The organism is Streptomyces sp. NPDC048507 (assembly GCF_043199995.1).
Classification (GTDB): Bacteria; Actinomycetota; Actinomycetes; order Streptomycetales; family Streptomycetaceae; genus Streptomyces.
This window is the reverse complement of the sequence record NZ_JBICWZ010000011.1, coordinates 36,126-60,514: the sequence shown is the minus strand read 5'-3', so window position 1 is coordinate 60,514 and position 24,389 is coordinate 36,126. Positions and strand designations below refer to the sequence as shown.

General features: G+C 74.3%; 26 protein-coding genes and 2 pseudogenes. 16 read left to right on the top strand and 12 right to left on the bottom strand.

Annotation, left to right across the window (positions count from 1 at the left end; genetic code table 11):
- The first annotated feature begins 253 nt into the window (after positions 1–253).
- Positions 254–736 (top strand): MSMEG_6728 family protein, encoded by a 483-nt coding sequence (locus tag ACGFXC_RS26750; RefSeq protein WP_393716868.1) that lies wholly within the window; start codon positions 254–256, stop codon positions 734–736.
- 45 nt (positions 737–781) lie between these two features.
- Here the strand turns inward: ACGFXC_RS26750 and ACGFXC_RS26745 are convergent, their stop codons facing one another.
- Complete coding sequence (locus tag ACGFXC_RS26745; RefSeq protein WP_393716866.1) at positions 782–1,657, bottom strand: EamA family transporter; 876 nt, start codon at positions 1,655–1,657, stop codon at positions 782–784.
- Between the two features lie 52 nt (positions 1,658–1,709).
- Between ACGFXC_RS26745 and ACGFXC_RS26740 the strand changes: the two genes are divergently transcribed.
- The 3 genes from ACGFXC_RS26740 (at position 1,710) to ACGFXC_RS26730 (ending at position 4,145) form a co-directional block, all read left to right on the top strand.
- The gene (locus ACGFXC_RS26740; RefSeq protein ID WP_393716864.1) at positions 1,710–2,561 is read left to right on the top strand and encodes a MurR/RpiR family transcriptional regulator; all 852 of its coding nucleotides are present in this window, start codon (positions 1,710–1,712) and stop codon (positions 2,559–2,561) included.
- A 69-nt stretch (positions 2,562–2,630) separates the two neighbouring features.
- On the top strand, positions 2,631–3,137 hold the full coding sequence (locus tag ACGFXC_RS26735; RefSeq protein WP_393716862.1) for a DinB family protein: 507 nt from the start codon (positions 2,631–2,633) through the stop codon (positions 3,135–3,137).
- A gap of 219 nt (positions 3,138–3,356) precedes the next feature.
- The gene (locus ACGFXC_RS26730) at positions 3,357–4,145 is read left to right on the top strand and encodes an SDR family NAD(P)-dependent oxidoreductase (RefSeq protein WP_393716860.1); all 789 of its coding nucleotides are present in this window, start codon (positions 3,357–3,359) and stop codon (positions 4,143–4,145) included.
- A gap of 20 nt (positions 4,146–4,165) precedes the next feature.
- Here the strand turns inward: ACGFXC_RS26730 and ACGFXC_RS26725 are convergent, their stop codons facing one another.
- Entirely contained in the window at positions 4,166–4,840 is a 675-nt protein-coding gene (locus ACGFXC_RS26725) for an SGNH/GDSL hydrolase family protein (RefSeq protein ID WP_393716858.1), read from the bottom strand.
- 101 nt (positions 4,841–4,941) lie between these two features.
- On the opposite strand from ACGFXC_RS26725, the gene ACGFXC_RS26720 reads away from it, so the two are divergent.
- Both ACGFXC_RS26720 and ACGFXC_RS26715 read left to right on the top strand, forming a co-directional pair.
- Positions 4,942–5,502 (top strand): DUF6817 domain-containing protein, encoded by a 561-nt coding sequence (locus ACGFXC_RS26720; protein WP_393716857.1) that lies wholly within the window; start codon positions 4,942–4,944, stop codon positions 5,500–5,502.
- A gap of 375 nt (positions 5,503–5,877) precedes the next feature.
- Positions 5,878–6,297: a molybdopterin-binding protein gene (locus ACGFXC_RS26715; protein WP_393716855.1), complete on the top strand. Its 420-nt coding sequence runs from the start codon at positions 5,878–5,880 to the stop codon at positions 6,295–6,297.
- A gap of 137 nt (positions 6,298–6,434) precedes the next feature.
- Here ACGFXC_RS26715 and ACGFXC_RS26710 read toward each other — a convergent pair whose 3' ends face one another.
- Positions 6,435–6,911, bottom strand: coding sequence for a tRNA adenosine deaminase-associated protein (locus ACGFXC_RS26710; protein ID WP_393716853.1), 477 nt, complete (start codon positions 6,909–6,911; stop codon positions 6,435–6,437).
- 403 nt (positions 6,912–7,314) lie between these two features.
- On the opposite strand from ACGFXC_RS26710, the gene ACGFXC_RS26705 reads away from it, so the two are divergent.
- The 3 genes from ACGFXC_RS26705 to ACGFXC_RS26695 are packed head-to-tail and all read left to right on the top strand — an operon-like array spanning position 7,315 to position 9,721.
- Complete coding sequence (locus ACGFXC_RS26705) at positions 7,315–7,839, top strand: hypothetical protein (protein WP_393716852.1); 525 nt, start codon at positions 7,315–7,317, stop codon at positions 7,837–7,839.
- A 2-nt stretch (positions 7,840–7,841) separates the two neighbouring features.
- On the top strand, positions 7,842–9,053 hold the full coding sequence (locus ACGFXC_RS26700; protein ID WP_393716850.1) for a sensor histidine kinase: 1,212 nt from the start codon (positions 7,842–7,844) through the stop codon (positions 9,051–9,053).
- Positions 9,050–9,721: a response regulator gene (locus tag ACGFXC_RS26695; protein WP_393716848.1), complete on the top strand. Its 672-nt coding sequence runs from the start codon at positions 9,050–9,052 to the stop codon at positions 9,719–9,721. The genes ACGFXC_RS26700 and ACGFXC_RS26695 overlap by 4 nt, the downstream gene beginning before the upstream one ends.
- 30 nt (positions 9,722–9,751) lie before the next feature.
- On the opposite strand, the gene ACGFXC_RS26690 is transcribed toward ACGFXC_RS26695, so the two are convergent.
- The 3 genes from ACGFXC_RS26690 to ACGFXC_RS26680 form a co-directional block, all read right to left on the bottom strand.
- Complete coding sequence (locus ACGFXC_RS26690) at positions 9,752–10,609, bottom strand: MBL fold metallo-hydrolase (RefSeq protein WP_393716846.1); 858 nt, start codon at positions 10,607–10,609, stop codon at positions 9,752–9,754.
- A gap of 123 nt (positions 10,610–10,732) precedes the next feature.
- Positions 10,733–11,173 carry a VOC family protein gene (locus ACGFXC_RS26685; RefSeq protein WP_393716845.1) on the bottom strand — a complete coding sequence of 147 codons (441 nt, stop codon included), beginning with the start codon at positions 11,171–11,173 and terminating at the stop codon, positions 10,733–10,735.
- 146 nt (positions 11,174–11,319) lie between these two features.
- Positions 11,320–11,907 carry a hypothetical protein gene (locus ACGFXC_RS26680; RefSeq protein WP_393716843.1) on the bottom strand — a complete coding sequence of 196 codons (588 nt, stop codon included), beginning with the start codon at positions 11,905–11,907 and terminating at the stop codon, positions 11,320–11,322.
- Positions 11,908–12,293: 386 nt separating this feature from the next.
- Here ACGFXC_RS26680 and ACGFXC_RS26675 point away from each other — a divergent pair, with 386 nt between their 5' ends.
- The 3 genes from ACGFXC_RS26675 to ACGFXC_RS26665 are packed head-to-tail and all read left to right on the top strand — an operon-like array spanning position 12,294 to position 14,395.
- Positions 12,294–13,151: a heavy metal-binding domain-containing protein gene (locus ACGFXC_RS26675; protein WP_393716841.1), complete on the top strand. Its 858-nt coding sequence runs from the start codon at positions 12,294–12,296 to the stop codon at positions 13,149–13,151.
- Position 13,152: 1 nt separating this feature from the next.
- Positions 13,153–14,010 carry a heavy metal-binding domain-containing protein gene (locus tag ACGFXC_RS26670; protein ID WP_393716840.1) on the top strand — a complete coding sequence of 286 codons (858 nt, stop codon included), beginning with the start codon at positions 13,153–13,155 and terminating at the stop codon, positions 14,008–14,010.
- Entirely contained in the window at positions 14,003–14,395 is a 393-nt protein-coding gene (locus tag ACGFXC_RS26665) for a hypothetical protein (protein ID WP_393716838.1), read from the top strand. The genes ACGFXC_RS26670 and ACGFXC_RS26665 overlap by 8 nt, the downstream gene beginning before the upstream one ends.
- 17 nt (positions 14,396–14,412) lie before the next feature.
- On the opposite strand, the gene ACGFXC_RS26660 is transcribed toward ACGFXC_RS26665, so the two are convergent.
- Entirely contained in the window at positions 14,413–15,048 is a 636-nt protein-coding gene (locus tag ACGFXC_RS26660; RefSeq protein ID WP_393716836.1) for a peptidoglycan DD-metalloendopeptidase family protein, read from the bottom strand.
- Between the two features lie 253 nt (positions 15,049–15,301).
- Between ACGFXC_RS26660 and ACGFXC_RS26655 the strand changes: the two genes are divergently transcribed.
- Both ACGFXC_RS26655 and ACGFXC_RS26650 read left to right on the top strand, forming a co-directional pair.
- Positions 15,302–16,423 carry a helix-turn-helix transcriptional regulator gene (locus ACGFXC_RS26655; RefSeq protein WP_393716834.1) on the top strand — a complete coding sequence of 374 codons (1,122 nt, stop codon included), beginning with the start codon at positions 15,302–15,304 and terminating at the stop codon, positions 16,421–16,423.
- A gap of 328 nt (positions 16,424–16,751) precedes the next feature.
- Complete coding sequence (locus ACGFXC_RS26650; protein WP_393716832.1) at positions 16,752–17,099, top strand: STAS domain-containing protein; 348 nt, start codon at positions 16,752–16,754, stop codon at positions 17,097–17,099.
- Positions 17,100–17,336: 237 nt separating this feature from the next.
- Here the strand turns inward: ACGFXC_RS26650 and ACGFXC_RS26645 are convergent, their stop codons facing one another.
- The 4 genes and pseudogenes from ACGFXC_RS26645 to ACGFXC_RS26630 form a co-directional block, all read right to left on the bottom strand.
- A complete protein-coding gene (locus ACGFXC_RS26645) occupies positions 17,337–17,567 on the bottom strand; it encodes a DUF2945 domain-containing protein (RefSeq protein ID WP_393716830.1) in 231 nt (76 codons plus the stop codon).
- 131 nt (positions 17,568–17,698) lie between these two features.
- Positions 17,699–18,037 (bottom strand): annotated as a pseudogene (locus tag ACGFXC_RS26640) (LysR family transcriptional regulator); the annotation flags it as partial.
- 66 nt (positions 18,038–18,103) lie between these two features.
- Complete coding sequence (locus ACGFXC_RS26635) at positions 18,104–19,513, bottom strand: choice-of-anchor A family protein (RefSeq protein ID WP_393716828.1); 1,410 nt, start codon at positions 19,511–19,513, stop codon at positions 18,104–18,106.
- An 80-nt stretch (positions 19,514–19,593) separates the two neighbouring features.
- A complete protein-coding gene (locus ACGFXC_RS26630) occupies positions 19,594–20,490 on the bottom strand; it encodes a peptidoglycan-binding protein (RefSeq protein ID WP_393716826.1) in 897 nt (298 codons plus the stop codon).
- Positions 20,491–21,017: 527 nt separating this feature from the next.
- Here ACGFXC_RS26630 and ACGFXC_RS26625 point away from each other — a divergent pair.
- Entirely contained in the window at positions 21,018–22,154 is a 1,137-nt protein-coding gene (locus tag ACGFXC_RS26625) for an ROK family protein (RefSeq protein ID WP_393716824.1), read from the top strand.
- Positions 22,155–22,188: 34 nt separating this feature from the next.
- Positions 22,189–23,529: pseudogene (locus tag ACGFXC_RS26620) on the top strand (MFS transporter); the annotation flags it as partial.
- Positions 23,530–23,599: 70 nt separating this feature from the next.
- On the opposite strand, the gene ACGFXC_RS26615 reads toward ACGFXC_RS26620, so the two are convergent.
- Positions 23,600–24,331, bottom strand: coding sequence for a dienelactone hydrolase family protein (locus ACGFXC_RS26615; RefSeq protein WP_393717182.1), 732 nt, complete (start codon positions 24,329–24,331; stop codon positions 23,600–23,602).
- Positions 24,332–24,389 lie beyond the last annotated feature (58 nt).

Below are 24,389 nucleotides of genomic sequence, written 5' to 3'. Positions count from 1 at the left end.
CCCCCGGGCGCCTGCCCCCATTGTCGGCGGGAACGCTTCACCACGTGCCCCGGGGCCGCCGGTCGCGGGCCGGGCGTGTCCGCGGCCCGGCCCCGGGTAGGCGCCCGGGGAGACCGTAGGCGGGCGGATCGCGACGAGCGGAGGCGGACCATGCGGGACGAGCGGAGGCGGAGCGCGGGAGCGGCACCGGAGCACGGCGGCGGCGGACCCCGCCCGGGCGCGCCCGGGGCCGGCTGAGGGGCGGCGGCGGACCGTGCAGACGTTCCTGCCCTTCGCGTCGTTCGAGGCCACGGCCGGCGTGCTCGACGCGCGGCGGCTCGGCAAGCAGCGGGTCGAGGCGCTCCAGGTGCTGCGGGGACTGACCGTCGCCGGGTACGGCTGGCGCAACCACCCGGCGGTCCGGATGTGGGCGGGGTACGAGGAGGCGCTCGTACGGTACGGGCTCGACGTGTGCGGGGCGTGGACGGCCGGGGGGCGCGCCGACACCTGTGCGGCGACGCTGCGGCGCGACTACGGGGCCTGGCGGCCGGGAGGCGGCGTACGCACCCGTGAGCAGCTGGCGCGCGACGGCGAGCTGCCGCCCTGGCTGGGCGCGCGGGACTTCCACCGCAGCCACCGCTCCGCACTGGTGCGCAAGGACCCGGCCTTCTACCGCGAGCTCTTCCCCGGAGTGCCGGACGACCTGCCGTACGTGTGGCCGTCCTCCGACCGGGACCCGCGCGGGGCGCGCCCCTGACCGGCGTCCGGGCGGGCCGTCCGGGCGGGCTTCAGACGGCGGGCTTCAGGCGGCGGCGAGCTGGAGGAGCGCGATGCCCGCCAGGACGGTGACGCTCGCGGTGATCCGCCGGTGGCCGAGGCGCTCGCGGAAGACGACCGCACCGATGAGGGCGCCGAAGACGATGCTCGTTTCCCGCAGGGCGGCGATGGTGGCGAGGTCACCGCGGGACTGCGCCCAGACCACCAGCCCGTAGGCCAGGAGCGAGAGCAGGCCCCCGGCCAGGCCGCGACCGTACAGCGGCCGGAGCGTGGTGAGCAGGGCGGGACCGCGCAGGCCCCAGGCGATGAGCGGCAGGACCAGCCCCTGGCAGAGGAACAGCCAGGCGACGTACCCGAGCACGCTGCCGGAGACGCGCACGCCCGTGCCGTCGACGAGGGTGTACGAGGCGATCATCACCCCGGTGCCGAGCGCGGCGGCCAGCGCGGGCAGGTGCGAGCGGCCGGGCACGCCGTCGGCGAAGGCGAGGCCCGCCAGACCGCAGACGATCACCGCGATGGCGAGGTACTGGCCCACGGGCAGGGAGTGCCCGAGGAACGTGGTGGAGACCAGGGCCACCACGACGGGCGAGGTGCCCCGCGCGGTGGGGTACATCTGCCCGAAGTCGCCGAGCTGGTAGGCGCGCAGGAGCAGCAGCTGGTACGCGACCTGGAGCGCGGCGGAGGCGCCGATGTAGGGCCAGGCCGCCGGGTCCGGCACCGGCGCGAGGCAGACGAGGACGCCCCCGCAGCCGGCCGAGGCGAGGCTGATCAGCGTGAACCCGGCCAGCTTGTCGTCCAGGCCGTGGGTGAGTCCGTTCCAGACGGCGTGCAGCACCGCCGAGGCGAGGACGACGAGGGGCACGGCGGCGGCGCCCGTCAGGGAAGGCAGGACTGCGGGCACGGCGGCTCCCCACACAAGACGATGGAATGAAATTCCTTGCTAGGATAACCATATGGAAATTCATTCCACGCCGGGCGGGCTCGCCGCCCACATCCGGGCCCACCTGCCCGAGCTGCGCGAGACCGAGGCCCGGGTGGCACGGGTGGTCCTGGACCAGGGCGCGGAGCTGGTGCACCTCAGCGTCAGCGACGTCGCCACGCTGGCCGGCACCGCGCCGTCCTCCGTCGTACGGGCCTGCCAGCGGCTGGGGTTCCGCGGGTACCAGGAGCTGAAGATCGCCGCCGCCCGGCAGGCCCCGGCCCCGGCCCCCGAACCCTCCCGGGACCAGGACCCGGCCGCCCGCGCCCTGGCCGACACGGTCCGCGCCGCCCGGGAGGCGCTCGACGGGGTGACGGCCACGCTGACCCCGGCGCGGCTGCGCACGGCCACGGACCTGCTCGACGCGGCCGGCCGCGTCCTGGTGGTCGGGGCGGGACTGTCCGGCGCCGTCGCACTGGACACCGCCTACCGGCTGCGCGCCCTGGGCTGCGCCGTCGACGCACCGGCCGACCCGCTGACCGCGCAGCTGGCCGCCGCGCAGCTGACCGCCACGGACGCCTGCTTCGCCATCAGCCACACGGGCGCCACGCGCAGCACCGTGGACGCCGCCCGGCGCGCCCGGCAGGCGGGGGCCCCGGTCATCGCCCTCACCAGCTACGCCCGCTCCCCGCTGAGCGAGGCCAGCGACTGCACGCTGGTCGCGGGGGGCCAGGACCTGGTGTTCGGACTCGAAACCGTCGCCAGCCGGCTGGCCCACCTCACGGTCGTCGATGCCCTCGCCCTCACCTTGCTGGGGCGGCGCGGCCCGGCCGCCCAAGAGGCCCTGCGCCTGGCGGCCGACGTCACGGTCGACCACTCCTACTGATGCCCCCGCCCGAAGGGCCCCGCGTAAACGTTTCGACGTCGGGGCCGGTGATCGACGATGCTTCGCACGATGACGAGACTCGATGACACCCCGCCCGCGTGGGACGAGCGCACCCAGCTCACCACCTTCCTCGACTACGCCCGGGCCACCGCCCGGGCCAAGTGCGAGGGCGTCTCCGCCGAGCACGCCCGCGCGGCGCTCCTGCCGGGCTCCCCGCTGATGACCATGAGCGGAGTGATCAACCACCTCCGCTGGGTCGAGAACTACTGGTTCCAAGTGATCTTCCTCGGCGAGGAGGACCGGTCCCCCATCACGGACGAGGACCCGGACGGCGAGATGCGCATCGCCGTCGAGTTCCCGCTCACGCAGCTGCTCGACGAGTACGCCGAACAGAGCGCCCGCCACCGGGAACTGGTCGCCCGGACCGACCTGGCCCAGCAGGCCGTGGGAACCATCCGCGACGGCCTCCGCGTCGACCTGCGCTGGATCCTCCTCCACCTCACCGAGGAGACCGCCCGCCACAACGGCCACCTGGACATCCTGCGCGAGCTGCTCGACGGCACGACCGGCAGCTAGGCCACCCCGGCGTCCGGCGGCGCGCCAGGGCGGCCCGTGACGCGCCCGCCTGCTCCCGGACCTGCTCCGCGGTGATCCCGCTGCGGCTGTCCGCCCCGGTCCTGGCCTCCCCTTGCCGTCCGGCTTCCGCGCCCGTCCCGAACGGTACGGGGCCACCCGCCTGACCCCGCGGCCCCGCCGGGGCCGCGCCGGGCCCGGCGGCGTACAGAGTGGGTCCTCGTGGATCTGCATCTCAAGGACAAGGTGGCGCTGGTCACCGGAGCGAGCAAGGGCATCGGCCTGGCGGTCACCCGCGCACTGGCCGGCGAGGGCGCGCTGGTGGTCGCCGCCGCCCGTACGGTGGCCGGGCCCCTGACGGAGCTGGCCGGGGACGGGCGGGTCCGGCCCGTCGCGGTGGACCTGACCACCGCGGACGGACCCGATCGCGCGGTACGGGAGGCGGTCGGGGAGTTCGGCGGCCTCGACGTCCTCGTCAACAACGTCGGCGCCGTCAGACCCCGGCTGGGCGGGTTCCTGTCGCTGACCGACACGGACTGGGCCTGGGCCCTGGACCTCAACTTCCTGACGGCCGTCCGCACCACCCGGGCCGCCCTCCCGCACCTCCTCGAACGCGGCGCCGCGTCGATCGTCACCGTCAGCTCGGTCAACGCCTTCCTCCCCGATCCGGGGGTGATCGACTACTGCGCGGCGAAGGCGGCGCTCACCACCTTCTGCAAGGCGCTGTCGAAGGAGGTCGGCCCGCGCGGCGTACGCGTCAACACGGTCAGCCCCGGCCCGGTCGAGACGGCCCTGTGGCTCGGGGACCAGGGGGTCGCGGCCACCGTGGCGGGCGCGGCCGGGAGCACGCCGGGCGATGTCGTCGCGGGCGCCGCCGCCCAGTCCGTCACCGGGCGCTTCACCCGCCCCGAGGAAGTCGCCGACCTGGTCGTGTTCTTGGCCTCCGGCCGGTCCGGCAACACCACGGGCGCCGACCACACCATCGACGGCGGCCTCGTCACGACGCTGTGACCCCGGCCGCCCCCGCCGGGTCAGGTACGGGGTTCCAAGGCCCCCAGGCCCAGGGTCCGGAGCGTGTGCTCGGCCATCTGGAGGTGCCCGGCGGCGTTGGGGTGGGCCGGGTCGTCGAGCCAGGCGATCGGGTCGGCGCCGTCGAAGTGCGCGTTCCAGTACGCCTCGTGGTCGACCAGCAGGACGCCGGTCTCCGCCGCGATGTCCCGGACGGCCTGCGCGTACGCCGGGAGCGCGCCGCGCGCCTCACGCCCGGCGACGCTGACGAGCACCGGGGTGTGCAGGACGATCTGGGCGTCGGTACCCGTACGGTCGATGAGCTGGTGCATCGCGTCGTGGAACTCCGCCAGCCCCGCCAGCCCCGCGCGGGCGTCGTTCGTGCCGAGCGATATGGAGAGCACGTCGGGCGCGAAACGTCCGATCAGGTGCTCGTGGGAGGCGAGCACGTCCACGGCGCGCCAGCCGGAAACACCGGTGTTGACGACGACGTCGGTCAGCCGGTCCAGCTGCCACCTGACCCGTTCCTGGAGGTGTTCCACCCAGCCGCGCGCGCCGTGGGTGTGCAGGACCGCCTGGGTGATGCTGTCCCCGGTGGCCACCCAGGTCATGGGTGCCGCAGAGAGGTTGATCATGCCGTGCTCCTCCGGTGCGCTCGCGGCTCCGGCGGTGGCCGGGTGCCCGAGTTCCTGTTCCAAGATCGGAAATATATCGCCGGGCCGCGCCGGGCCGGGCGGGCCGGTGTCCGCATGGCGGTCCCGTCCTACGCTCCCCGCCGGAACTTCGCCATGATGAACGGATGATGCACAGCGACGACAACCGAACCGACTCGCCGGCGATCGCCCTGCTCAAGGAGGTGGGGGCCGACACCGCCAAGCACTCCGGCGGCACGCTCCTGACCCACCTGCTGCGCGTCGAGGCGCTGCTCGCGGCCTGGGGCGGGCGGCCCGCCCTGCGGACGGCTGCCCTGTGCCACGCCTTCTACGGCACGGACGGGCTGCCCGTGATCCTGCTGGAGCTCTCCGAGCGCGCCCGCCTCCGCGAGGCGATCGGCACGGAGGCGGAGGAGCTCGTGTACTTCTACGCCAGCTGCGACCGCAAGGCCTCCTACCCCAGCCTCGCCGCCCCGGACGCGGCGTCGGTGACCTACCGGGACCGCTTCACCGGCGAGGAGTTCACCCCGTCCTTGCAGCAGCGCCGCGACTTCGCCGAACTCACGGTGGCCAACGAGCTGGACCTGGCCAAGGTGAACCAGTCCTTCCGCGAGCGCAACGGCGCGGACCTGCTCGCCCTCTTCACGCGCTGGACCGCACTCCTGTCGGACGCGGCCCGCCAGGAGGTGCAATCGGTCCTCGCCTGAGCCGCCCCATTCCCGTATTTCCGTCCGGGGTGCGGAGATCCGGCGGTGACTGCGGGGGTAATCGGGGGGTCGGTGGCTCATCTGCCACCCTTGAATTCTTTTCGGATTGCATCTGCCGTTTATCGCGCCGGCCGTTCGTAGCAGATGCCGCAGCCCTGGAGTTGGGTCGGAAGTCCCAGGTCGGGCCGGGTCTTCGGGCCCTTGGAAGTGGGGTCGGTGGGCCTTTCTCCGAAACGCCATGCGGGACTCGCCATTCGACTGGCGAATGAGACATGGCGTTCTTTGACCCGCTTTTTGCTCGGGTAATGTCGTTCATGGCGCAGGTCACACCGGCCGCGTCCGTTCGTCCCCGATTTTGAGTGAGGCGTGGTTTTCATGAGCCTGTCCATCCGCAACCAGATCCCCGGCACCGTCACCTCCGTCACGGCCGGTGAGGCCATGTCCTCGGTGAAGGTGCGCCTGGAGGGCGGCCAGGACATCACCGCCGCGATCACCACCGACGCCGCGAAGGAGCTCGGCCTGGCCGAGGGCTCCGCGGTCAAGGCCCTCGTGAAGGCCACCGAGGTCTCCCTGGCCACCGGCCCCGTCACCGGCGTCTCGATCCGCAACCAGATCCCCGGCACCGTCGTCGACGTCGCCGCCGGTGCGGCCATGGCCTCCGTCAAGGTCGACGTCAACGGGGGCGGCCTGACCGCCGCGATCACCGCCGACGCCGCCAAGGACCTGAACCTGGCGGCCGGCAGCTCCGTCGTCGCCCTGATCAAGGCCACCGAGGTCTCCCTCGCCGCCGCCTGATCCGCCCTCCTCACCCGGCGCGGTTCCTCCCGCGGCCGGGTGACCCCGGCCGCCGGCCGGACCGGAGTTCCCTCCTCGGGATCCGGCCCGGTCCGGCGGCCGTCGCCGTACGGGGACGCCCGGCCGCCGCGCGCCCCCTACTGCCGGGCGCCCGCGAACTCGGCGGCGAAGCCGCCCTGCTCGGCCAGGCTCCGCAGCTGGTCGTCGGGTACGCGGCCACCCCGCAGGAGCACCGCCATGTCGGCCGGCGTGATGCCCAGATCGCCCAGGATGCCCAGGGCCCCGGCGGGCCACGGACCGGGCGCTTCCGCGTCCGGCGGACCGGTGCGCAGGGTGGCGAGCACCTCGGCGGCCAGCGTGTGCCGCTCGGCGGCGCGCGCGTCCGACAGCATCAGGTCCGTCCCGGCGGGCGTGGGGCGCACGATCAGGAAGAACGACTCGTCCGCGTTCAGCAGGCCGAACACCGCGTCCGCGCCGTCGGCCCCCGCGCCGCGCACCGCGGTGACGGCCTCGTCGAGACCGGTGAGGGCGGTCCGCTCCAGCCGGGTGCACCGCCAGCGGCCGTCGTGGTGGACGACGGCGACCGCGTATCGATGATTTCTGCGTTCTGTCACGGTTCCACACCTGCCCCGCCCGCCACCGGGCCAGCCCCTCCGGGCCCGGGCATGGCCCGCACGGAGCAGGAGCGGTCCGGTCTCACCCGGGGTCGAGGAGCAGGGTCCTGCGCAGCGGCAGGCCGTTCTCCGGGCAGATGAAGTCCGCCGGCCGCGCCCCCTCGGCGTTCGCGCTCGGGCCGGTGCCCGTCAGCCGTCCCGCGTGCCAGGAGCCCAGGGTCCGGTCGCGGGCGGCGGCGATGACGCGTTCCGGCCACCGGCCCGCGAACGGGGTGTTCGGCCCGGCCCGGACGAAGCGCCCGCCCGTCAGGGCCGCCCGCGGACCCGCCGGCGACCGATCTCCACCCCCCTCTCCACCCCTGGGTCCAGGTGCCGGAAGCCGCGGCGCAGCAGTCTTGAGGACATGACAGCAACCGAGTGGATCACCGACATCGCCCTCATCCTCGTCGTCTTCCGGCAGCTGCGCGAAGGGCGCCTCGACCACAAGACCTTCCTGCTCCCGCTGGGGATCGTGGCCTTCGTCGCGTACTCGTACCTGGACTCCATCCCCACCGGGGGCAACGACCTCGTCCTGATCGCCGCACTGACCGCCGTGGGCGCCGCGCTCGGCATCGCGGGCGGCGTCTACACCCGGATCCGTCCCCTCGACGGGAACCTCCTGATCAAGGCGGGAGCCGTCTCCGCGGTCCTGTGGGTCGTGGGCATGGGGGCGCGGATGGGCTTCCAGACGTGGGTCGAGCACGGCGGCGGCGCCGAGCACGTCGCCCGGTTCAGCCTCGAACACCACATCACCAGCCAGCAGGCGTGGGTCGCGGCCTTCGTGCTGATGGCCCTCACCGAAGTCGTCACCCGGGTGGCGACGATCTTCCTGCGCAGCCGCAGGGTCGCGACGGCCCACTCCGTCGCCCTTCTCGGCCGCGCGGCCTGACCGTGCCGTATCTTCGGCCCGTGCCCGCAGAACAGAGCGCCCCGTCCCCCGCGACGGACACCGAAGGGGGGACGGGGGCGCGTCCCGTCCCCGGCCAGGACCCGCGCGTGCAGTGGGTGGCCACGCTCGCGGTCATCGTCGCCGGAGCCCTGACCATCCGGCCCATGGGCTTCAGCGGCCGCGGTCTGGCCGTGGCCGCCCTCTTCGTGGTCAACTCCGCGTCGCTGCTGGCCCGGCGCCTGCCCGAGCGCCGGGTCCCGCCGCGCGTCGCCCTCGTCTGGCTCTCGCTCGGCGTCCTCGCGGCGGCCGCGCTGATCGGCGTCAGCGACAGCGGAACGAGCTACCTGTTCGCCTTCTTCCTCGCGGGCCACATCGGATACCGGCTGGACACCAGGCCGGCCCTCGTCCTCGCCGGAACGTGCAGCCTGCTCTGCGCCGCCGTGCTGTACCTGAGCCTCGACCCGGGGGAGCACCCGCTGGCGTGGACCTTCGGGCTCGCCACCGGCATCCCGGTCGTGATCGGCATCCTCAACCGGGCCCAGCGCCGGGCCGTGGGGGCGGTGATCGAGGCGGCGGCGTCGGCGGAACGCGCCGCCCGGGCCGAGGCCCGTACGGCCGTACTGAGCGAGCGCGGCCGGATCGCCCGGGACGTGCACGACGTCCTGGCGCACTCGCTCGCCGGGATCAACATGCAGCTGGAACTGGCGGACGCGCTGATCGCCACCGGTGACATGGACAAGGTCCGCGAGGCGCACGAAAAGGCGCACGCCCTGGTCAAGGAGAGCCTGAAGCAGGCGCAGTGGACCGTGCACGCGCTGCGCGAGGACACCCTGCCGCTCCTGGAGAGCCTGACGGCGATGCTCGCGTCCTCGGGCCACCACGACGCGCTGACCGTCACCGGGACCGTACGCGAACTCCCGGCGCAGGCGGTCCAGAACCTGCTGCGGATCGCCCAGGAGGCCCTGACCAACGCGGCCCGGTACGCGCCCGGGGGAGCGGTCGGGGTGGAGCTGGCGTACGCCACCGCATCGATCACACTGAGGGTCGCGAACCGTCCCGCCACCGGTGGGGCGGGCCCGGGCGCCGGCAGCGGAATGGGGCTGATCGGCATGCGCGAACGGGTCGCCCTGCTGGGCGGCACGCTCACCGCGGGCCCGGTCGCCGAGGGCCCGCACCGGGGGGACTGGCAAGTGGAGGCAGTGATTCCGCAATGACCGAACCAGCAGCAGGAACGCAGCGGTTGAAAGTGGTGGTCGCCGACGACCAGGCGGCCATCCGGGAGCCCCTCGCCGCGGTGCTCGCCCTGGCCGAGGACATCGACGTCGTCGCGGCCGCCGCCAACGGCGCCGAGGTGCTGGCCGCCGTCGCGGCCGGACCGGTGGACGTGGTGCTGATGGACCTGAGGATGCCCGTGATGGACGGCATCGAGGCGACCCGCCGGCTGGCCGCGGAGCACCCGGACGTGGCGGTGGTCGTCCTGACCACCTTCGCCGACGACGACTCCATCCTGGGCGCCCTGGGCGCGGGAGCCCGCGGCTACCTGACGAAGAACGCGGGGCGCCAGGACATCGCCCGGGCGATCCGGGCCGCGGCCGCGGGCCAGTCCGTTCTGGACCGCGAGGTCCAGGGCCGGCTGCTGGCCACCGTACGGATCACGGCGCCCGCGCCCGCGTCCGCGCAGCCCCTGCCCGAGGACCTCACACCCCGCGAGCGCGAGGTGCTCGCGCTGATCGGCGAGGGCCTGCCCAACCGGGGCATCGCCCAGCGGCTGTTCGTCAGCGAGGCCACGGTCAAGACGCACATCAACAACCTGTTCGCCAAGGCGGGCATCCGCGACCGCGCGGAGGCCGTCCGCCGCGCCATCGCCGCGGGCCTCGCCTGACCCGGGCCCGCCCGTTCGTCCGTACCGCCCTCACCAGCGCAGGGCGGTGAAGTCGACCGGCCGGGGCCGCGCCCGGCGGGTGCGCTCCGCCAGCGCCGTCAGCCGCCGGGACATCTCGTCGGCGGACAGCCGGCGGCGGTCACCGTGCCCGGGCAGGACCCACTCGCACCGGAGCCGCCCCACCGTCCTGGCCAGCGAGGCGGCCAACTCCTCGACGGAGTACCAGACCACGCTCTCCGCGACTTCGAGGTCCCCGGTGGTGCGCGACCAGTAGAAGCTGTCCCCGCTGAAGCAGTACCGGTCGTCCGCGAGGTAGAGCACGCTGCCCTCCGTGTGGCCGGGCAGCGGGTGGACGGTGACCCCTTCGCCGATCTCCACGGGCTCCAGGCCCCGGATCACCCGGTCCGCGTCCGGCGCGGCGTCGAGGTCACCCTCGTGGATCCACAGCCGGGCCCCGAAGTGGTCGGCGTAGCGGCGGCCGTGCGCGGCGTGGTCGCGGTGGGTGAGCAGCACGTCGGTGACCGGCCCCCGGGCCGCGTACCGCTCGGCGAGCGCGGCGCTCCAGCGCGGGGTGTCGATCATCATGGCCGTGCCGCGAGGGCGCGGGAGCAGGTAGGAATTGGCCCCGGCGGTGTGCGGGGAGTTGTGCCCGCACAGCAGGACGCCGCCGTCCAGGGCCATCGGATAGGGGTCGGGCCGCCCGGAGGCGGGGCGGATCGAACGGGTGGGGCAGGCGAAGACGGCCGCGTGCAGCCGCCGCGTCTCCTCCTCGTCGCGCGGCGGGCGCAGGATCTCGGACCGTCCGTCGACCTCGCCGATCAGATCGGGCGCGAGCTGCCGTGCGACGTCGCAGTTGGAGCATCGGTCGTCCACGAACCAGCCGTCCATGGCCGGTCTCCTTCCGGGGGAACGTGACCGCCCCTCGATCCGGGGCCGCTCCCAGGGTTCCCCCGCCGCAGCCGAAACCGCCAGGACCCGCACGCCTTGTGCTTCCGGGCCCGACGCTCTCTCTCAGCGCAGTTGCTCGGCCAGTCCGACGATGATCCCCTCCGGGCCGCGCACGTAGCAGAGCAGGTAGCTGTCCTCGAACCGGGCCAGCCCGCCGAGCAGCTCGGCGCCATGCGGGCGCAGCCGGGCCACGGTGTCCTCGATGTCGTCGACGGCGAACATGACGCGGTGCGTGCCGAGGACGTTGTGCGGCCGGGCCCGCGGCCCGTCGGCGATGACCGCGGGGCTGCGGTACTTCGACAGTTCGAGCCGGCCGTGCCCGTCCGGGGTCCGCAGCATCGCGATGTCACAGCGGACGCCCTCCAGCCCGGTGCACCGGTCGGCGACCGGGCCCGAGACCTCCGCCGTGCCCTCCAGCTCCATGCCGAGTTCCACGAAGTACGCGATGGCCGCGTCCATGTCCTCGACGACGATGCCGACGTTGTCCATCCGCTGAACCGCCATGCCGACCGCTCCCTCTGCGTCGTGGGGCGCGCCGGAGGCGGCCGCCCGTGCCCCCGGGACGGAGCCGGTGCGGGGTTCTCGACATCGGCGGGCCGCACACAGCCGATCGGGCCGGATCCCGCCCTCTTTCGCCGGGGGAGGAGCGGCTAGGGGGCGGTCGTGCCGCAGTACCGGCCGAATCCCGTTTCCTGGCCGACGAGATAGCCCTTGACGAAGTTGGGGTCGACCGCGGCCGCCCCCTGCTTCGGAGGCGCCTTCTTGCAGTCGTCGCGCGCGTCGGCCATTCCCGCGGAGAAGCCCTTCCGGTACTGGGACTGGGCGTCCTCCTGTTCCGTTCCGGGGTCCTTCTGGGGGTCCTTCTGGGGGTTGTTCGGCACCTCGTCGGGAGTGGTCGCGGCCAGCACGCAGGTGGCGCTCACATCCGTTCCGGTCACGGTGAGGTTCGCCTTCGCGGCCGCCTCGGCGGTGCCCGGAAGCGCGTACCTGAAGGTGCCGTCCGCCGTGGTGGTGGTGGTAAACGCGCCGGCCGCGGACGCGCCGATCGCCACCTTGCTGTTCGGCGGGAATCCGCCGCCGTTGATTTCGATCACGGGGCTGCCGGGCCCGGTGTGTGCCGTCATCGTGCAGGTGGCCGCCGGTAGCGCGGTCGCGCTCTCGGCGCCGAGCAGGACCGCCGGCCCTGCGATGAGCGGTGCCAGGACCAGGGCCGCCAGGGCCTTGCGGTCTCGCTTCATGACTGTTCCTTTCCGGACGATCCGCCGACGTGGGTGATATCCGGGAGGACGATCGGGCACCAGATGCCACCCAGTATCCGCCTGCCCCCGCGACGGCGCACGACGTGCCGGGCGGACCACACCGTCACACGTCGTCGCTTCGGACCCGGAGGGTGCGCTGGACGCCCCGGGCCGTTCCCGCTGCTCCCGCAGGGCCTGTGCGCGTGCGGTGGTCCGGGACTGGACGGACGCCGACCCAGAGCCCCGTGTCCTCTCCCCCCGACGTCGCTGACCGCCAGTCATATAGGCTGCCCGGTGGCGTTCTTCGTCCGCGTGGGGCGTCCGGCGATCCGGATGCCGGGCGACCGGAAGGCGGGCGCCGGGGGAAGACGAGGGCTGGGGGGCCTATGACGCACCCGCGCGCCGACGGCGCGACGGCGGACGGTGACCGTACCTGGGACGCGTTGCTGTCGGCTCCGGAGCTGGCCGCCGTCACCTCGGCCGGATTCGACCCGCTCGGGAGCGTGTGGGGCGTCACCGTCAACAGCATCGGCAACAGCGGCCTCTGGGGCTGCCCGGGCGCGTGGCCGGGGCCGTCCGCCGCCGGATACCCGAAGACCTCCAGCTGGACCCCCTCCTACGCGCGCCTGATGCAGGAGCTGTACGCCGCCCGGAAGCAGGCGCTGAGGCGTGCGGTGGAGCAGTGCCGTGCGCTCGGCGGCGACGGGATCGTCGGGGTGAGCCTGGAGGTCGGCGAGCCGCCGCCCGGGGGAGTGTCGTACACCGTACGGGGCACCGCCGTCCGCGCCCGTTCGCGGATCCGGCCCCACCAGCCCTTCACCTCCCACCTCGGCGGCCAGGACTTCGCCCGGCTGATCCACTCCGGCTGGGTGCCCACCGGACTCGCCTTCGGCATCGCCGTCCACGGCCGGCACGACGACTGGCGCACCACCCGCAGGACCCGCTGGACCGCCCCGAACGGGGAGGTCGAGGGTTACACCCTGCTGGTCAGCCGTGCCCGGCAGGAAGCCCGCACCCGGCTGGCCCGGGACGCGGCCGCGTCGGGCGGCGAGGGGGTCGTGGTCGACCGGATCGACCTGACCGTGGACGAGGGCGAGTGCGTCGGCCTCTTCGGCAACGGCTACGCGCACGACTTCAGCGTGGAGGCGGCGTTCGTCGGCACCGCCGTCGCCCGGTTCGGCCGCTCCGTACGGCCCGCCGGGTCCGCACCGCTGACCTTCATGAGACTGGATCGGGAGCACTGACATGACCGACCGAACGGGCCTGGACCCGGCCGCCGCCGCCAGCGCCGCCGGCGCCGCGCAGGACGCGATGCGGCGGCTCGCGCGGCCCCCGTCCGGCGCCGAACCGGGCGCCTTCTTCACCTCGGACCTCACGGTCAACGAGTTCCTGCTCGTACGCGAAGCCGGGTTCCGCCCGCTGGGCCTCGTCCTCGGCTCCTCCGTCTACCACGTCGGCATCCAGCTCGGCCGCTGGACGAAGAACCAGGAACTGACCAAGCTGTCGCAGGCCATGTACCACGCGCGCGAGCTCGCCATGGGCCGGATGGAGGCCGAGGCGAGCGCGCTGGGCGCGGACGGGGTCGTCGGGGTGCGGCTGGACATCGAGTTCCGGGAATTCGGTTCGGACGTCGCCGAGTTCATCGCCGTCGGCACGGCGGTCAAGGCGGCCGGCGCGGACCCCGGGCCCGCCGGGACCTGGCTCAACAACAAGGGCCTTCCCTTCACCTCCAACCTCTCCGGCCAGGACTTCTGGACCCTGGTCCGCGCCGGGTACGCCCCCGTGGACCTCGTCATGGGCTCGTGCGTCTACCACGTGGCCCACCAGCGCATCGCGCAGTCGCTGGCCAACGCCGGCCGCAACGTCGAGGTCGAGCTCTACACCCAGGCCCTCTACGACGCGCGCGCACTGGCCATGGCCCGGATGAAGGCGGAAGGGGAGGCCCTGGAGGCAGAGGGCATCGTCGCGGTCGAGCTGCGCCAGGACACGCACAGCTGGGGCGGTCACACCACGGAGTTCTTCGCGGTCGGCACGGCGGTACGGCCGCTGCGCGACGACCACGTGATCGAACGGCCCGCCCTGGTACTGGGTCTCGATGGCTGACGCGGACGTCGAGATGCTCGCGGCGGCGCTCCGCCGCGACAGCGCCGACCTGGAGCTCTACGGGGCGGTGCTGACGGCGAAGCTGGCGGACTCGCTGCCGCCCGGTTCCGTACGGGTCGAGCGCCGGCGCTCCCTCGGGCACCGGCTGGCCGGCCGCCCGGGAGCGGTCGCCGAGGTGACCGTCCTGCTGGGCGACCTGCGCTTCTCGCTGGGTACGCAGGAGGGCCGCACGACGGCGGAGATCTGCCACGAGGTGCGCGGTGTCGTCCTGTCCCGGCGTCCGGTGGACCTGGACGCCTGGCTCCGCGACCTGGCCGGGGCCCTCACCCGCGCCGCCGCCACGAACGCCCGCGCCCGCACCGCGGTGGAGCGCTTCCTGACCTGACGCCCACGGCCGCGGCCCTACCGGGGCGGAAGCTTCAGCCGCTGTCCGGCCCGGATGCGGTCGGGGTCGGTGATGCCGTTGAGCCGGGCGATCTCCGGGTACCGGCCGGCGCTGCCGAGCCGCGCCAGCGCGATCCCGGAGAGCGTGTCGCCGGCCTTCACGGTGTACGCGGCGCCGGCCGCGGCCGCCGGGGTGCGCGCCGTCGCCTTCTTCGCCGCGGGCGTGCGGGCCGTGCTCTTCTTGGCCCCGGCCTTCGCGACGCCCTTGCCCGCCAGGTAGGCGAGGGGATCGGTGTGGCCGTCGTAGCTGTTGGCCGTACGCGCCTCGAAGTGCAGGTGGGGCCCGGTCACGTTGCCCGTCGCGCCGGACAGCCCGAGGCGCTGCCCGCCGCCGACGGCCACTCCCGCCGTGACGTCGATCCGGCTGAGGTGCGCGTAGAGCGTGAAGCGGCCGTCGTCCATCCGCAGGATCACGCAGTTCCCGTACGCGCCCTGGTCCGCCGCCACGACGACCGTGCCCGGGCCGACCGCCGAAACCGGCGTGCCCGCGGGACACCCGAAGTCGACGCCGGTGTGGAAGCCGGCCGCCCAGCCCCCCGGCTGCCGGTACGTCGCGGTGACCCTCCCCTTGGTCACGGGCATGTGCCAGCTCATCGGCCGTGTCCTCCCGTCCGGGCCCGCCCGTCGCGCGCACTCCCGACCAGCCTGTGGCCACCGGCCCCCGCCCTCCCCCGGTACGGGGCCGAACGGGTGAACGGGCCCCCGGCGCGGACCGCGCCGCGGCGGCATCGTTTCCCGCCGACGGGGCGTAAGGTGAGCGGGTTGCGGAGGCCGCCGCGCGCGGACGGCAGCGCCGGGATGGGGGCGGACGCGGAAAGCGGAAGGTGGCGTGGTGGTAGGGCCGGGGGTGTTCCGCAGTACCTCGCTGGAGGAAGCGGAAGCGTTCTTTTCCGCCGCTTACGCCGGTGCGCGGATCGGGGGTCTGGCCGTGGCCGACCGCGGCACGCCCACGGAGGTCGTGCGGCGCCTCGCGCCCGGATTCAGCGTCGACGACCTGCGGGTCGGCTTCGAGCTCTCGTTCGACGCGGAACCGATGGGCGCGGTCTGCGTGATCGCCGTCCGGCAGGGGGTCATCACCGTCGGCGAACCGGGGGAGGAGCCACAGGCCTTCGGACCGGGGTCCGTCTTCCTCCACACCGCCGGGAACCTGCCGTTCGCCGGGACCGTCGCCGGCGCCCGCTACACCGCCGCGATGCTGGACCGGGAGCTGCTGGCCACGACGGCCGGACTCACCGCCGATCGGCGGGCGGACGGCGCGCGGGCGGCGATCCGCTTCACCGGCCGCGCGGCCGCGGCCCCGGAGGGCCGCCGGATCGCCGACACGCTGCGGTACCTCAGCAGCGCCGTCCTGCCGCACCCGGACCGGGAGCGCTCTCCCCTGCTGGAGGCGGCCGGCGGGCGCCTGCTGGCCGCCTGCGTGCTCAGCTCGCTGCCGCACACCACCGGCGCGGACCGCCCGGCCCCCGCGGACGGCCGGGACGCCACCAGCGACACCCTGCGCCGGGCCATGGCCTTCATCGAGGACAACGCCCACCGGGACATCGGCCTCGCGGACATCGCCGCCTCCATCCCGGTCACCCCCCGCGCGGTGCAGTACGCCTTCCGCCGCCACGGTGGCACCACCCCCCTCGGCTACCTGCGCCGGGTCCGCATGGCGCACGCCCACGAGGACCTCAAGCGCGCCGACGCCGCCGCCTCCACGGTCAGCGTGATCGCGGCCCGCTGGGGTTTCGCGCACACCGGCCGCTTCGCCGCCGCCTACCGCGACGCGTACGGAGTACCGCCCCACCGCACCCTGGAAGATCGCTCCGGTGCCGCACGGGCGGGTACGCGTACGTACGCACCCGGCGCGGCCGCCGATCCCGTCCGCGGCCCGTCGCTGGAGTTCCGGGCGGCCCCGGGGGCTCCGCGCCCCGCGGAGCCCCCCGTCGCCGCGGTCATCGGCGTCCGGCCGGCCGCCGGACGCTGACCGCGGCCGCGCCCGGGCGCGCGGAACGAAACCGACGTCCACCAAACGAAGACTGTGCCGTCCTGCGCGATCATTCGGCTGGTGAGCGGCGTTGCTGGGCAGAGAGGTACGTAGCCGGGGACCGAAGGCGCCCCCGGGCGTACGCGCCGCGAGCGCACAGCAGCGAAGGAGTGATGGCCACCGTGCAGCGGGATACCGGCGGGGCGAGGATGTCTCCCTCCCGCGAGAGCCACACCGACCCCGACGGGTCCGCCGGCGACGTCCCCGTCGGCGGACACCCGCCCTGCGCCGCGCACCCGCACCGCCCCGGAAACCGGGGTGGCCGGCGGTGACCGGAGGAGGAAGGCCGCAGGACGGGGCGCCGGCGCGGGTGACGGTGCGGCCGCAGGAGGACGGCGCGTACGTCGTCGACTGCTCCGGGGAGTTCGACTTCGACACGGTGGGCGTGCTGCGGACGGCCTGTGAAGGGGAAGCGGCCGCGGCCACCCTCCTGGTCATCGACGTCGCGAAGGTGTCCTTCGCCGATTCGGCCTTCCTGAACCTCCTGATCCGGCTGCGCAACTCCCGCCGCATGGAGCTGGCGGGCCCGCTGCCGGGCCAGCTGAGCCGGCTGCTGGAGATGACGGGCGCCCACGTCCTCTTCGAGATCCGCGGACCCGCCGGCCCGGGTGCCTAGGCCGACCCGTACGGCGGGGACGCGAGGGTCAGTGGCGCCTGGCCCTGGCGGTCGCCCTCATCCGACGGGCCCTGCCCCGGATCTCCATCGAGGCGCCCTTGGCGGCCATGAGTTTCTCTCCCATGAGAGGAGCCGCCTTGCGCACCAACTTTCCGGCCAGCTGCTCCAGCCGGGCCCTGGTCTTCTCGCCCGTCCGCATCCGCACTCTCCCCGTGGCCGTGGCCGTGGCCGTGGCCGCTAGCGTCCGCCCCGCGATCCCTTCTTGAGCGCGGCCGCCTTGTGCACGGCCGACCGCCCCGTCGCGCTGCTCTCCACCGCGAACTGCGGTTCCTCCGGCGAAGCCGCCACCACGCGGCCCGCGGCCCGGGTGCGCCCGGTGATCTTCTTCTTCACCTCGCCCCGTACGGTCTTCCCGTGGCTCCGCCACGTGACCTCGTCACCGCGTCCGAGTTCCTTGCCGTCGCTCATGTCCGCCTCCCGCCGGGCTCGGCGCTGGATCCGCCGTCTGCGCCTGCCCGCCCCGGCCCGGCGTACGCCCCCGGGTCGCCGCCGTCTTCGTGTGCGGCGACGACCGGAGCCGCGAACAGCGCCCGGACGGTGTCGGTGGCCAGGCGCAGCCGGACGCCGGGCGCCCGGTGGTGGACGGCGCTGATCAGGGCGGTCCCGCAGGCGGCGGTCAGGGCGTCGTGCCAGCAGACGGTGAACACCCGGTCCAGGGCCGCCAGGTCGAGGGCCGCCAGGTCGAGTTCCCGCTGCGCCGACATGAGCTGGTGGGCCTGCTGCACGAGGGCGTGGACCTGGGCGCGCATGGCCAGCGCGCGGGTGGTGGGGACCATGCTGCGGCCGGTCCGGACGAGGATCTGGTCCCCGGTGGCCTTGCGGATGCGGCCCAGGGAGCGGCTCATCGCCGGTGCGGTGACGTGCAGGCGCGCGGCCGCCTGTGGGGTGCGGCGGCGTCCCGTGGAGGGGAGTGGGACGCCGCCGCGGCTTGTGGGGCGGCCGGGTCAGCCGCGCTTGCGGCGGCTGACCACCACGGCGGCGACGCCTATCGCGGCGAGCACCACGGCGAGCAGGATGTAGACGGTGACCTCGGCGCCGGTGGTGGCCAGCGATCCGTGGGGTCCGCCGGGGGACGGGGTGGGGCTGGGGGCGGGGGTGGCCGGTCCGGCGGGACGGCTGCCGGTCGGGGTCGGGTGGGTGCCCGGGCGGGTGCCGGAGGGACCGGGCTTGGTCGGGCCGGGGGACGGCGCGGTGGGGGTGGAGGTGGGGGGCTGGGGTGCGGGCGTGGTGGGCGTGCCGGGTCCGGGCTTGGGCGGGGTGGGGGTGCAGCCGAAGACGCTGCTGTCCCGCCAGGGGTAGTTGTGGGACTCGTTGCCGGAGCCGTGGGTGCGCAGGTTGCCGCCGATGTAGAGGCGGCCGTTGGTGCTGGCGGTGATGTCGGCGGTCGCCTTGGGCGCGAGGACCGAGCCCATGAAATTCCCTCCGCCGCTGAGGTTGACCGCGACGGAGTCCCGGAAGTTGAAGAGGGTCCGCGACGCGGCCTCGCCGAAGCGCGCGGAGCCGTAGACGTCGACGCGGTCCCCGTTGAACCCGGCGGACAGGGGGGCGATGCCGACCGCCTGGCCGCCCGTCACGTTGACCACGACGGAGTCCTTCTCGAAAATCGCCGTGAACAGGAAGGTCGAAGCGCCGTCGAGTTCCTTCGCCGGGATCTCGAAGACCTGCGGGCCCGCCGTGTCCGCGCCGCCCGTGAAGGTGACGGTCTGGCCCGAGCGGACGGTCTTGCCGGTGGGCCCCAGCGCGGCGAGCGCAGCCGACTCGTCGCGGATCGTGTCCGCGAACGTGTCGTAGGGGCTCAGGGCCGCGCGGGCCCCGGCGCCGGCGGAACGCGACCCGCCGTTCGTCTCCAGCGGGCCCTTCGCGTCGATGGCCCCGCCCACTTGGACGGAGCCGCCGTAGCGGGGGCCCGCCGTCAGGCCGTGGCCCACGTCGACGGTGGTTCCCTTGGCGATCGCCAGGTTGCCGCCGACCGCCAGCATCACGGAACCCGACGCGGGCAGGATCCCCGATCCCGCCCCGACCCGGCCGATGTTGAACACGCCTCCGGCCGTCTTGGCGAAGGTGGCGTTCCCCCGGACGACCACGAGGCCCTCCGCTTCGGCGGTTCCGCCGTCCGCGGTGTAGTCGCCGCCCGCGTACAGGGCGACGTTGGAGTCGGTGAAGAGCGGGTTCGGGCCGATCCCGGGCTCCTTGCCCGGAGCCGGGCACGACGGGGACTGTCCGGCCGCGGGAGTGCGGGGCGTGAGGGGCGCGGCGAAGGCGGTGCACGGGGCCGCGAGGCCGAGGACGAGGCCGAGCGCCACGGCGCCGCGCACGCGTGCGGACGTACGTGTGGTGGTGGTCGTCAGGGGCATGACTGTGCCGTTCTGTGGTGAGGGTGATGGTGGGGGAGGGGAGAGGGAGGGGACCGACCGGGCAGCGGAGGCCCGGCGGGTCAGTAGTACTGGCCGCCCCGACGCCAGTCGTCGTCGCGGCCGTCGCGGTTGTTCCGGTTGGTCTCGGCGCGCAGGACCGCTCGGGTCAAAGGGCCGTACGCGCCCCGCTCCTCCGGGATGGCGCGGGCCGTCTGGTAGCGGCTCACGGCCTCCTTGACGGCCGTGGTGAACGCCCCGTCGGCCGATCCGAGGTACAGGTGGAGCTGCTGGAGGCGGCGCTGGAGGTCCGCCACCTCGTAGCCCACGCTGCCGACGCGCAGGAGGTCCGCCTCCGGCCGCCCGGGCGGCGGGGAGCTGCGGGCCGGTGAGGGATTCGCCCGCTGCGCGGTGGGGGGTGCGGAGCTCGGTGCCGGGCGGGGGCTGGAGGGTGCGGGCGGTTGCGTCGGGGCGGCCGCCACCGTCGTCGGTGAGGCAGCGGTGGAAGGGGAGGTGGAGGTGGAGGCGGCGGGGACGGCCGGCCGCGCGGTGTCCGGGGTGGCACCGGGCGAAGGGGGGAGCTCGGGCATCTCCAGCGTCAGGTTGTCGGGAGGCTGCCCCGTCCCCAGGGTGAGGCCGACCGCCAGGACGATCCCCGCGGCCAGCGCGCCCGAGAGCAGCATCGGCAGCGACACGTCGAACCACCCTTTGTCCTCGGGCGCCTTCGCGGCCCCCGACCGCGGTGCCTCGCGGACGAGAGGGGCGCGGCGCGCCCCGTGGCGTTCGTGCCCGGCCGCCTCCGCGGGGATCCGCGGCGGGGGCGGGGTGGTGTCGAAGAGACCGACGTCCTGGGCACGTGCGCCCGGACCGTTGCCGTCGGGCCGGGCGATCTTCCCGAAGACGAGGCCGTCCGGCGCGGGAGGTGAGGCCGGTTCGGGGGTGCTGGATGTGACTGCGGTCAGGGCAGTCCTGTTACGCATTCAGATGCTCCAGACATGGAGGGGCTGCGGGTGGGGTGGCGAACCGGTGGTGGGGCGTGGGGCTGAAGCCGAGGTGACTTTGATCGACGCTCAAGGTGGCCGTCAACTGCGCACAAAATCTGGAAAATACGGATAGTCACGACGTTGATCATTAAACGATCCTTAACTAGTGACGTAGGTCACTTTCCCGTGTGATCGGGCGTGGTTCATCAACTACCGCTTTCACCAGGGGATTTGAGATCAGCCGACCCCCCGGCGACACCCTCGCGCCCGCCGAAGAAACTTGGTGCAGACCTTCGTGTTTCTGCGAGCAGGCACCGCCTGTCTCCTCGCGGGCACCATGCATACCGGCACAGAAGGGCCCTCAGGGGGTGCGGGAGCGCATGCGAGCTGGCAGCCGTGAGCACTTGATTGACGGGCCCGGTCGGGCATATAACGGTGTCGCACGGAAACGTGCATCGTTCTTGCACGTTGTTCGGCCGGCCCTCCCGACGCACCGGCCTTCTCGGAGGAGACGCCGCACCGCCATGGCGCAGGAGTTCCTTGCCGGCCCCCAGCAACTGCTGCGGACCCTCAACACCCGGGCCGTGCTCGACACGCTCGATGCCGTCGACGCCCCGCAGAGCCGGGCCGCCCTGGCCGCGGCCACCGGCCTCTCGCGCCCCACGATCGCCCAGGCGCTCGACGTGCTGCGCGGGCGCGGGGCCGTACGGGAACACGAACAGACGGTCAGGGACGGCAGCCGCGGCCCCAACGCCCAGCTCTACGCGATCGACCCGGGGCTCGGATACGCCCTCGGCCTCCAGATCGGCCACACCACCCTGCGGGCCGTCGTCGTCTCCGCGACCGGCAAGGAACACGGCGACACCGCGGCGCCCCGCCCCGCCGGCGACTGCTCCGCGGCGGAACTCGCCACCGCCCTCACCGACCTCGCCGAGCGGGCGCTCGACGCCTGCGGCGCCGACCGGAACCGCCTCGGCCACGCCGTCCTCGGCGTCCCCGCCCTCGTCGCCACGGACCGGCGGACGATCCGCCACGGCCGCGCGCTGGGCGACGATCCGGCCGCCCTGATCGCCGAACTCACCGCACGCCTGCCCGTCCCCTTCGTCCTGGAGAACGACGCCAACCTGGCCGCCCTCGCCGAACAGCGGCACGGCGCCGGACAGGGCCTGGACGACTTCGTGCTGCTCCGGCTCGGCAGCGGCCTCGGCGCCGGCCTGGTCCTCGGCGGACGCCTGCACCGGGGCGCGGCCGGCGGCGCGGGCGAGGCCGGCTACCTGCCGCAGCCCGGACTCGGCGTGGGCGAACACGTACTGCCCACCCCGGACGGCCCGCCCTCCCCGGAGCTGTTCGCCCGCGCCCTGGCCGGGGAGCGGGCGGCGCTGCTGCCCGCCATGGAGTACGCGCGCCGCCTCAGCATGGTGATCGCATCCGTCTGCCTGCTCCTGGAACCGCAGGCGGTCGTGCTGGGAGGGCCCGTCGGCCACGCCAACCAGGCCCTGCTCGACCTGGTCGGCGACCAGTTCGCCCGCGACGCCGGGCCCCTTCACCTGCGCCTGCTGGCCTCCCCGCTGCCCCCCGGCACCGCCGTGCTGCGCGGGGCCGCCGGGCTCGCGCGCGAGGAACTCCGCGACCGGCTCTACGAGCGGGTCTGCGCCCCGTGAACCCCCTGGAACGCCCCGCCACCCCGGGTTCCTCCTCCGGCGGCCGCTCGTGACGCGAGCCCGCCGCCCCCTCGCCTACGGGGCCGGAAACCTCGGCGTACAACTGCTCGGGCAGCTCTTCGCGACCTACGTGACGTTCTACTACGTCGACCGGCTGGGCGTGGACGCCGCGCTGATCGGCGTCGCGATGACGGTCCACGGCCTCGCCGGCGCCGTCCTGAACCCGGTCCTCGGACACGTCTCGGACCGCACCCGGACCCGATGGGGGCGCCGCACCCCCTACATCGGCTTCGGCATCGCGCCGCTGGCCGCCGTGTCGACACTGATCTGGATACCCGTGTTCGACACGGCCACCGCCCGCTTCTGGTACTTCCTGGTCACCGTCCTGATCTACGACGTGCTGTTCGTCGGCGTCGTCCTCAACTACGCGTCGCTCTTCCCCGAGATGTTCCGCACGACGGGGCAACGCGCCGCCGCCGCCCCCGCCCGGCAGGCCTTCGGCATCGCCGGCATGATCGTCGGCGTCGCCGGCGCGCCCGTCGTCCAGCAGCACCTCGGCTGGCCCGCCATGGGACTGTGCTTCTCCCTGATCGCCCTGGGCGCCCTCGCCGTCTCCCTGACCGGCAGCGTCGAGTGGGCGGACGCCACCGCCACCGCCAACGCCCGGCGGGCCCCGTTCGGCGAGGCGCTGCGGCACACTCTCGCCAACAGGGCCTTCCTGACCTACGTGACCGGCAGCTTCCTGCTCCAGCTCGTCGTCGCGCTCATGCAGGGCGCCATCCCCTTCTTCAGCACGTACGTCCTGCACGGGGGCGACATCGCCAACACCTACCTCCTCGGCACGGTCTTCCTCACAGCCGTCCCCGGCGTCTTCGTCTGGGGCAGGGTGCTCGCCCGGTGGGGCGCCCGCACCTCGGTCCTCGCCACGACGCTCGTCCACGCCGGCGCCCTCGTCCCCTTCCTGTTCGTGTCCACCCTGGCGGGCGCGGTGGCCGCGTCCGCGCTGGTGGGCGTGGCGGTCGCCGGAATGATGGTGCTGCTGGAAGTCCTGCTCGCGGACGTCATCGACGACGACGCCGCACGCCACGGGCGCCGCCGCGAGGGCATGTACACCGGCATGAACGGATTCGTCGTCCGCTGGTCGGTCTCCCTCCAGGCCGTGATCACCTCCGTCGTGCTCTCCGCCACCGGTTACGAAGCCGGCGCGGCGAGCCGGCCCGGCGAGGTCGCCCGGGGCATACGGCTCCTGCTCGGCGGCATCCCCCTCGGCCTCCTCGTCCTCACCTTCGGCGCGTTCCTGCTGTACCCGCTGCGACGGCATCCGGCGGCGCGCGGCGCCACCGCACCGCTGGAACGGGCCACCGCCGCGCACTGACTTCGCCGCCGCCCAGGGCCGACGCCGTGGCGCCGGTGCGCCGGGACCGCCCCGCTGGGCGGTCGGCGGGTCACCGCGCCGGGGGCGGGGGGAGGCATTCGGCGAGCAGGCCGACGATGTCGCGCCAGGCCCGTTGCGCGTGCCGCGGGTGGTGGCCGACGCCGGGCGGCGCCGCGTGGTCGACCGGCGGGTGGTGGAAGGCGTGCAGGGCCCCTCCGTAGACGACCAGCCGCCAGTCGACGCCCGCGGCCTCCATCTCGGCGGCGAAGGCGTCCCGCTGGGCGGACGCCATGATGGGGTCCTGCGATCCGACCCCGGCCCACACCGGGCAGCGGATGCGCGCCGCCTCGCCCGGCCGGCCCGTGGTCACGGCGTTGACCGTCCCGATCGCGCGCAGGTCGGCGCCGTGGCGCCCGAGTTCCAGCGCGACCGCGCCGCCGGTGCCGTAGCCGATGGCAGCGATCCGGCCGGGGTCGGTCCGCGGTTCGGCACGCAGTACGCCGAGCGCCGCGAGGCCGATGTCCCGCATCCGGTCGGGGTCGGCGAGCAGCGGCATGCAGCGGGCGAGCATGTCCTGCGGCTCGCGCAGGTAGCGGCCGCCGTGGAGGTCGAAGGCCAGCGCCACGTAACCCAGCTCGGCCAGGGCGTCGGCCCGGCGCCGCTCGACGTCGCTGAGCCCCATCCCCTCGGGCCCGATCAGGACCGCGGGCCGGCGGTCGCCGCCGGCGGGGAGGGCGAGGTGCCCGACCATCGTGAGGCCGTCGGCGGAGTAGGCGACCGTACGCGTCGTGATCGTCGTGATCGTCGTCATGAGGCTCGAACGTACGGGCCGACGCGACCGTCCGCCCCGCCTGTTCACC

Excerpts from the sequence above, each read along its gene's own strand:
- ACGFXC_RS26740 (WP_393716864.1), top strand. The coding sequence starts at position 1,710 with ATGGAAATTCATTCCACGCCGGGCGGGCTCGCCGCCCACATCCGGGCC.
- ACGFXC_RS26735 (WP_393716862.1), top strand. The coding sequence starts at position 2,631 with ATGACGAGACTCGATGACACCCCGCCCGCGTGGGACGAGCGCACCCAG.
- ACGFXC_RS26720 (WP_393716857.1), top strand. The coding sequence starts at position 4,942 with ATGATGCACAGCGACGACAACCGAACCGACTCGCCGGCGATCGCCCTG.
- ACGFXC_RS26715 (WP_393716855.1), top strand. The coding sequence starts at position 5,878 with ATGAGCCTGTCCATCCGCAACCAGATCCCCGGCACCGTCACCTCCGTC.
- ACGFXC_RS26705 (WP_393716852.1), top strand. The coding sequence starts at position 7,315 with ATGACAGCAACCGAGTGGATCACCGACATCGCCCTCATCCTCGTCGTC.
- ACGFXC_RS26695 (WP_393716848.1), top strand. The coding sequence starts at position 9,050 with ATGACCGAACCAGCAGCAGGAACGCAGCGGTTGAAAGTGGTGGTCGCC.
- ACGFXC_RS26690 (WP_393716846.1), bottom strand. The coding sequence starts at position 10,609 with ATGGACGGCTGGTTCGTGGACGACCGATGCTCCAACTGCGACGTCGCA.
- ACGFXC_RS26685 (WP_393716845.1), bottom strand. The coding sequence starts at position 11,173 with ATGGCGGTTCAGCGGATGGACAACGTCGGCATCGTCGTCGAGGACATG.
- ACGFXC_RS26680 (WP_393716843.1), bottom strand. The coding sequence starts at position 11,907 with ATGAAGCGAGACCGCAAGGCCCTGGCGGCCCTGGTCCTGGCACCGCTC.
- ACGFXC_RS26675 (WP_393716841.1), top strand. The coding sequence starts at position 12,294 with ATGACGCACCCGCGCGCCGACGGCGCGACGGCGGACGGTGACCGTACC.
- ACGFXC_RS26670 (WP_393716840.1), top strand. The coding sequence starts at position 13,153 with ATGACCGACCGAACGGGCCTGGACCCGGCCGCCGCCGCCAGCGCCGCC.
- ACGFXC_RS26665 (WP_393716838.1), top strand. The coding sequence starts at position 14,003 with ATGGCTGACGCGGACGTCGAGATGCTCGCGGCGGCGCTCCGCCGCGAC.
- ACGFXC_RS26660 (WP_393716836.1), bottom strand. The coding sequence starts at position 15,048 with ATGAGCTGGCACATGCCCGTGACCAAGGGGAGGGTCACCGCGACGTAC.
- ACGFXC_RS26645 (WP_393716830.1), bottom strand. The coding sequence starts at position 17,567 with ATGAGCGACGGCAAGGAACTCGGACGCGGTGACGAGGTCACGTGGCGG.
- ACGFXC_RS26635 (WP_393716828.1), bottom strand. The coding sequence starts at position 19,513 with ATGCCCCTGACGACCACCACCACACGTACGTCCGCACGCGTGCGCGGC.
- ACGFXC_RS26630 (WP_393716826.1), bottom strand. The coding sequence starts at position 20,490 with ATGCGTAACAGGACTGCCCTGACCGCAGTCACATCCAGCACCCCCGAA.
- ACGFXC_RS26625 (WP_393716824.1), top strand. The coding sequence starts at position 21,018 with ATGGCGCAGGAGTTCCTTGCCGGCCCCCAGCAACTGCTGCGGACCCTC.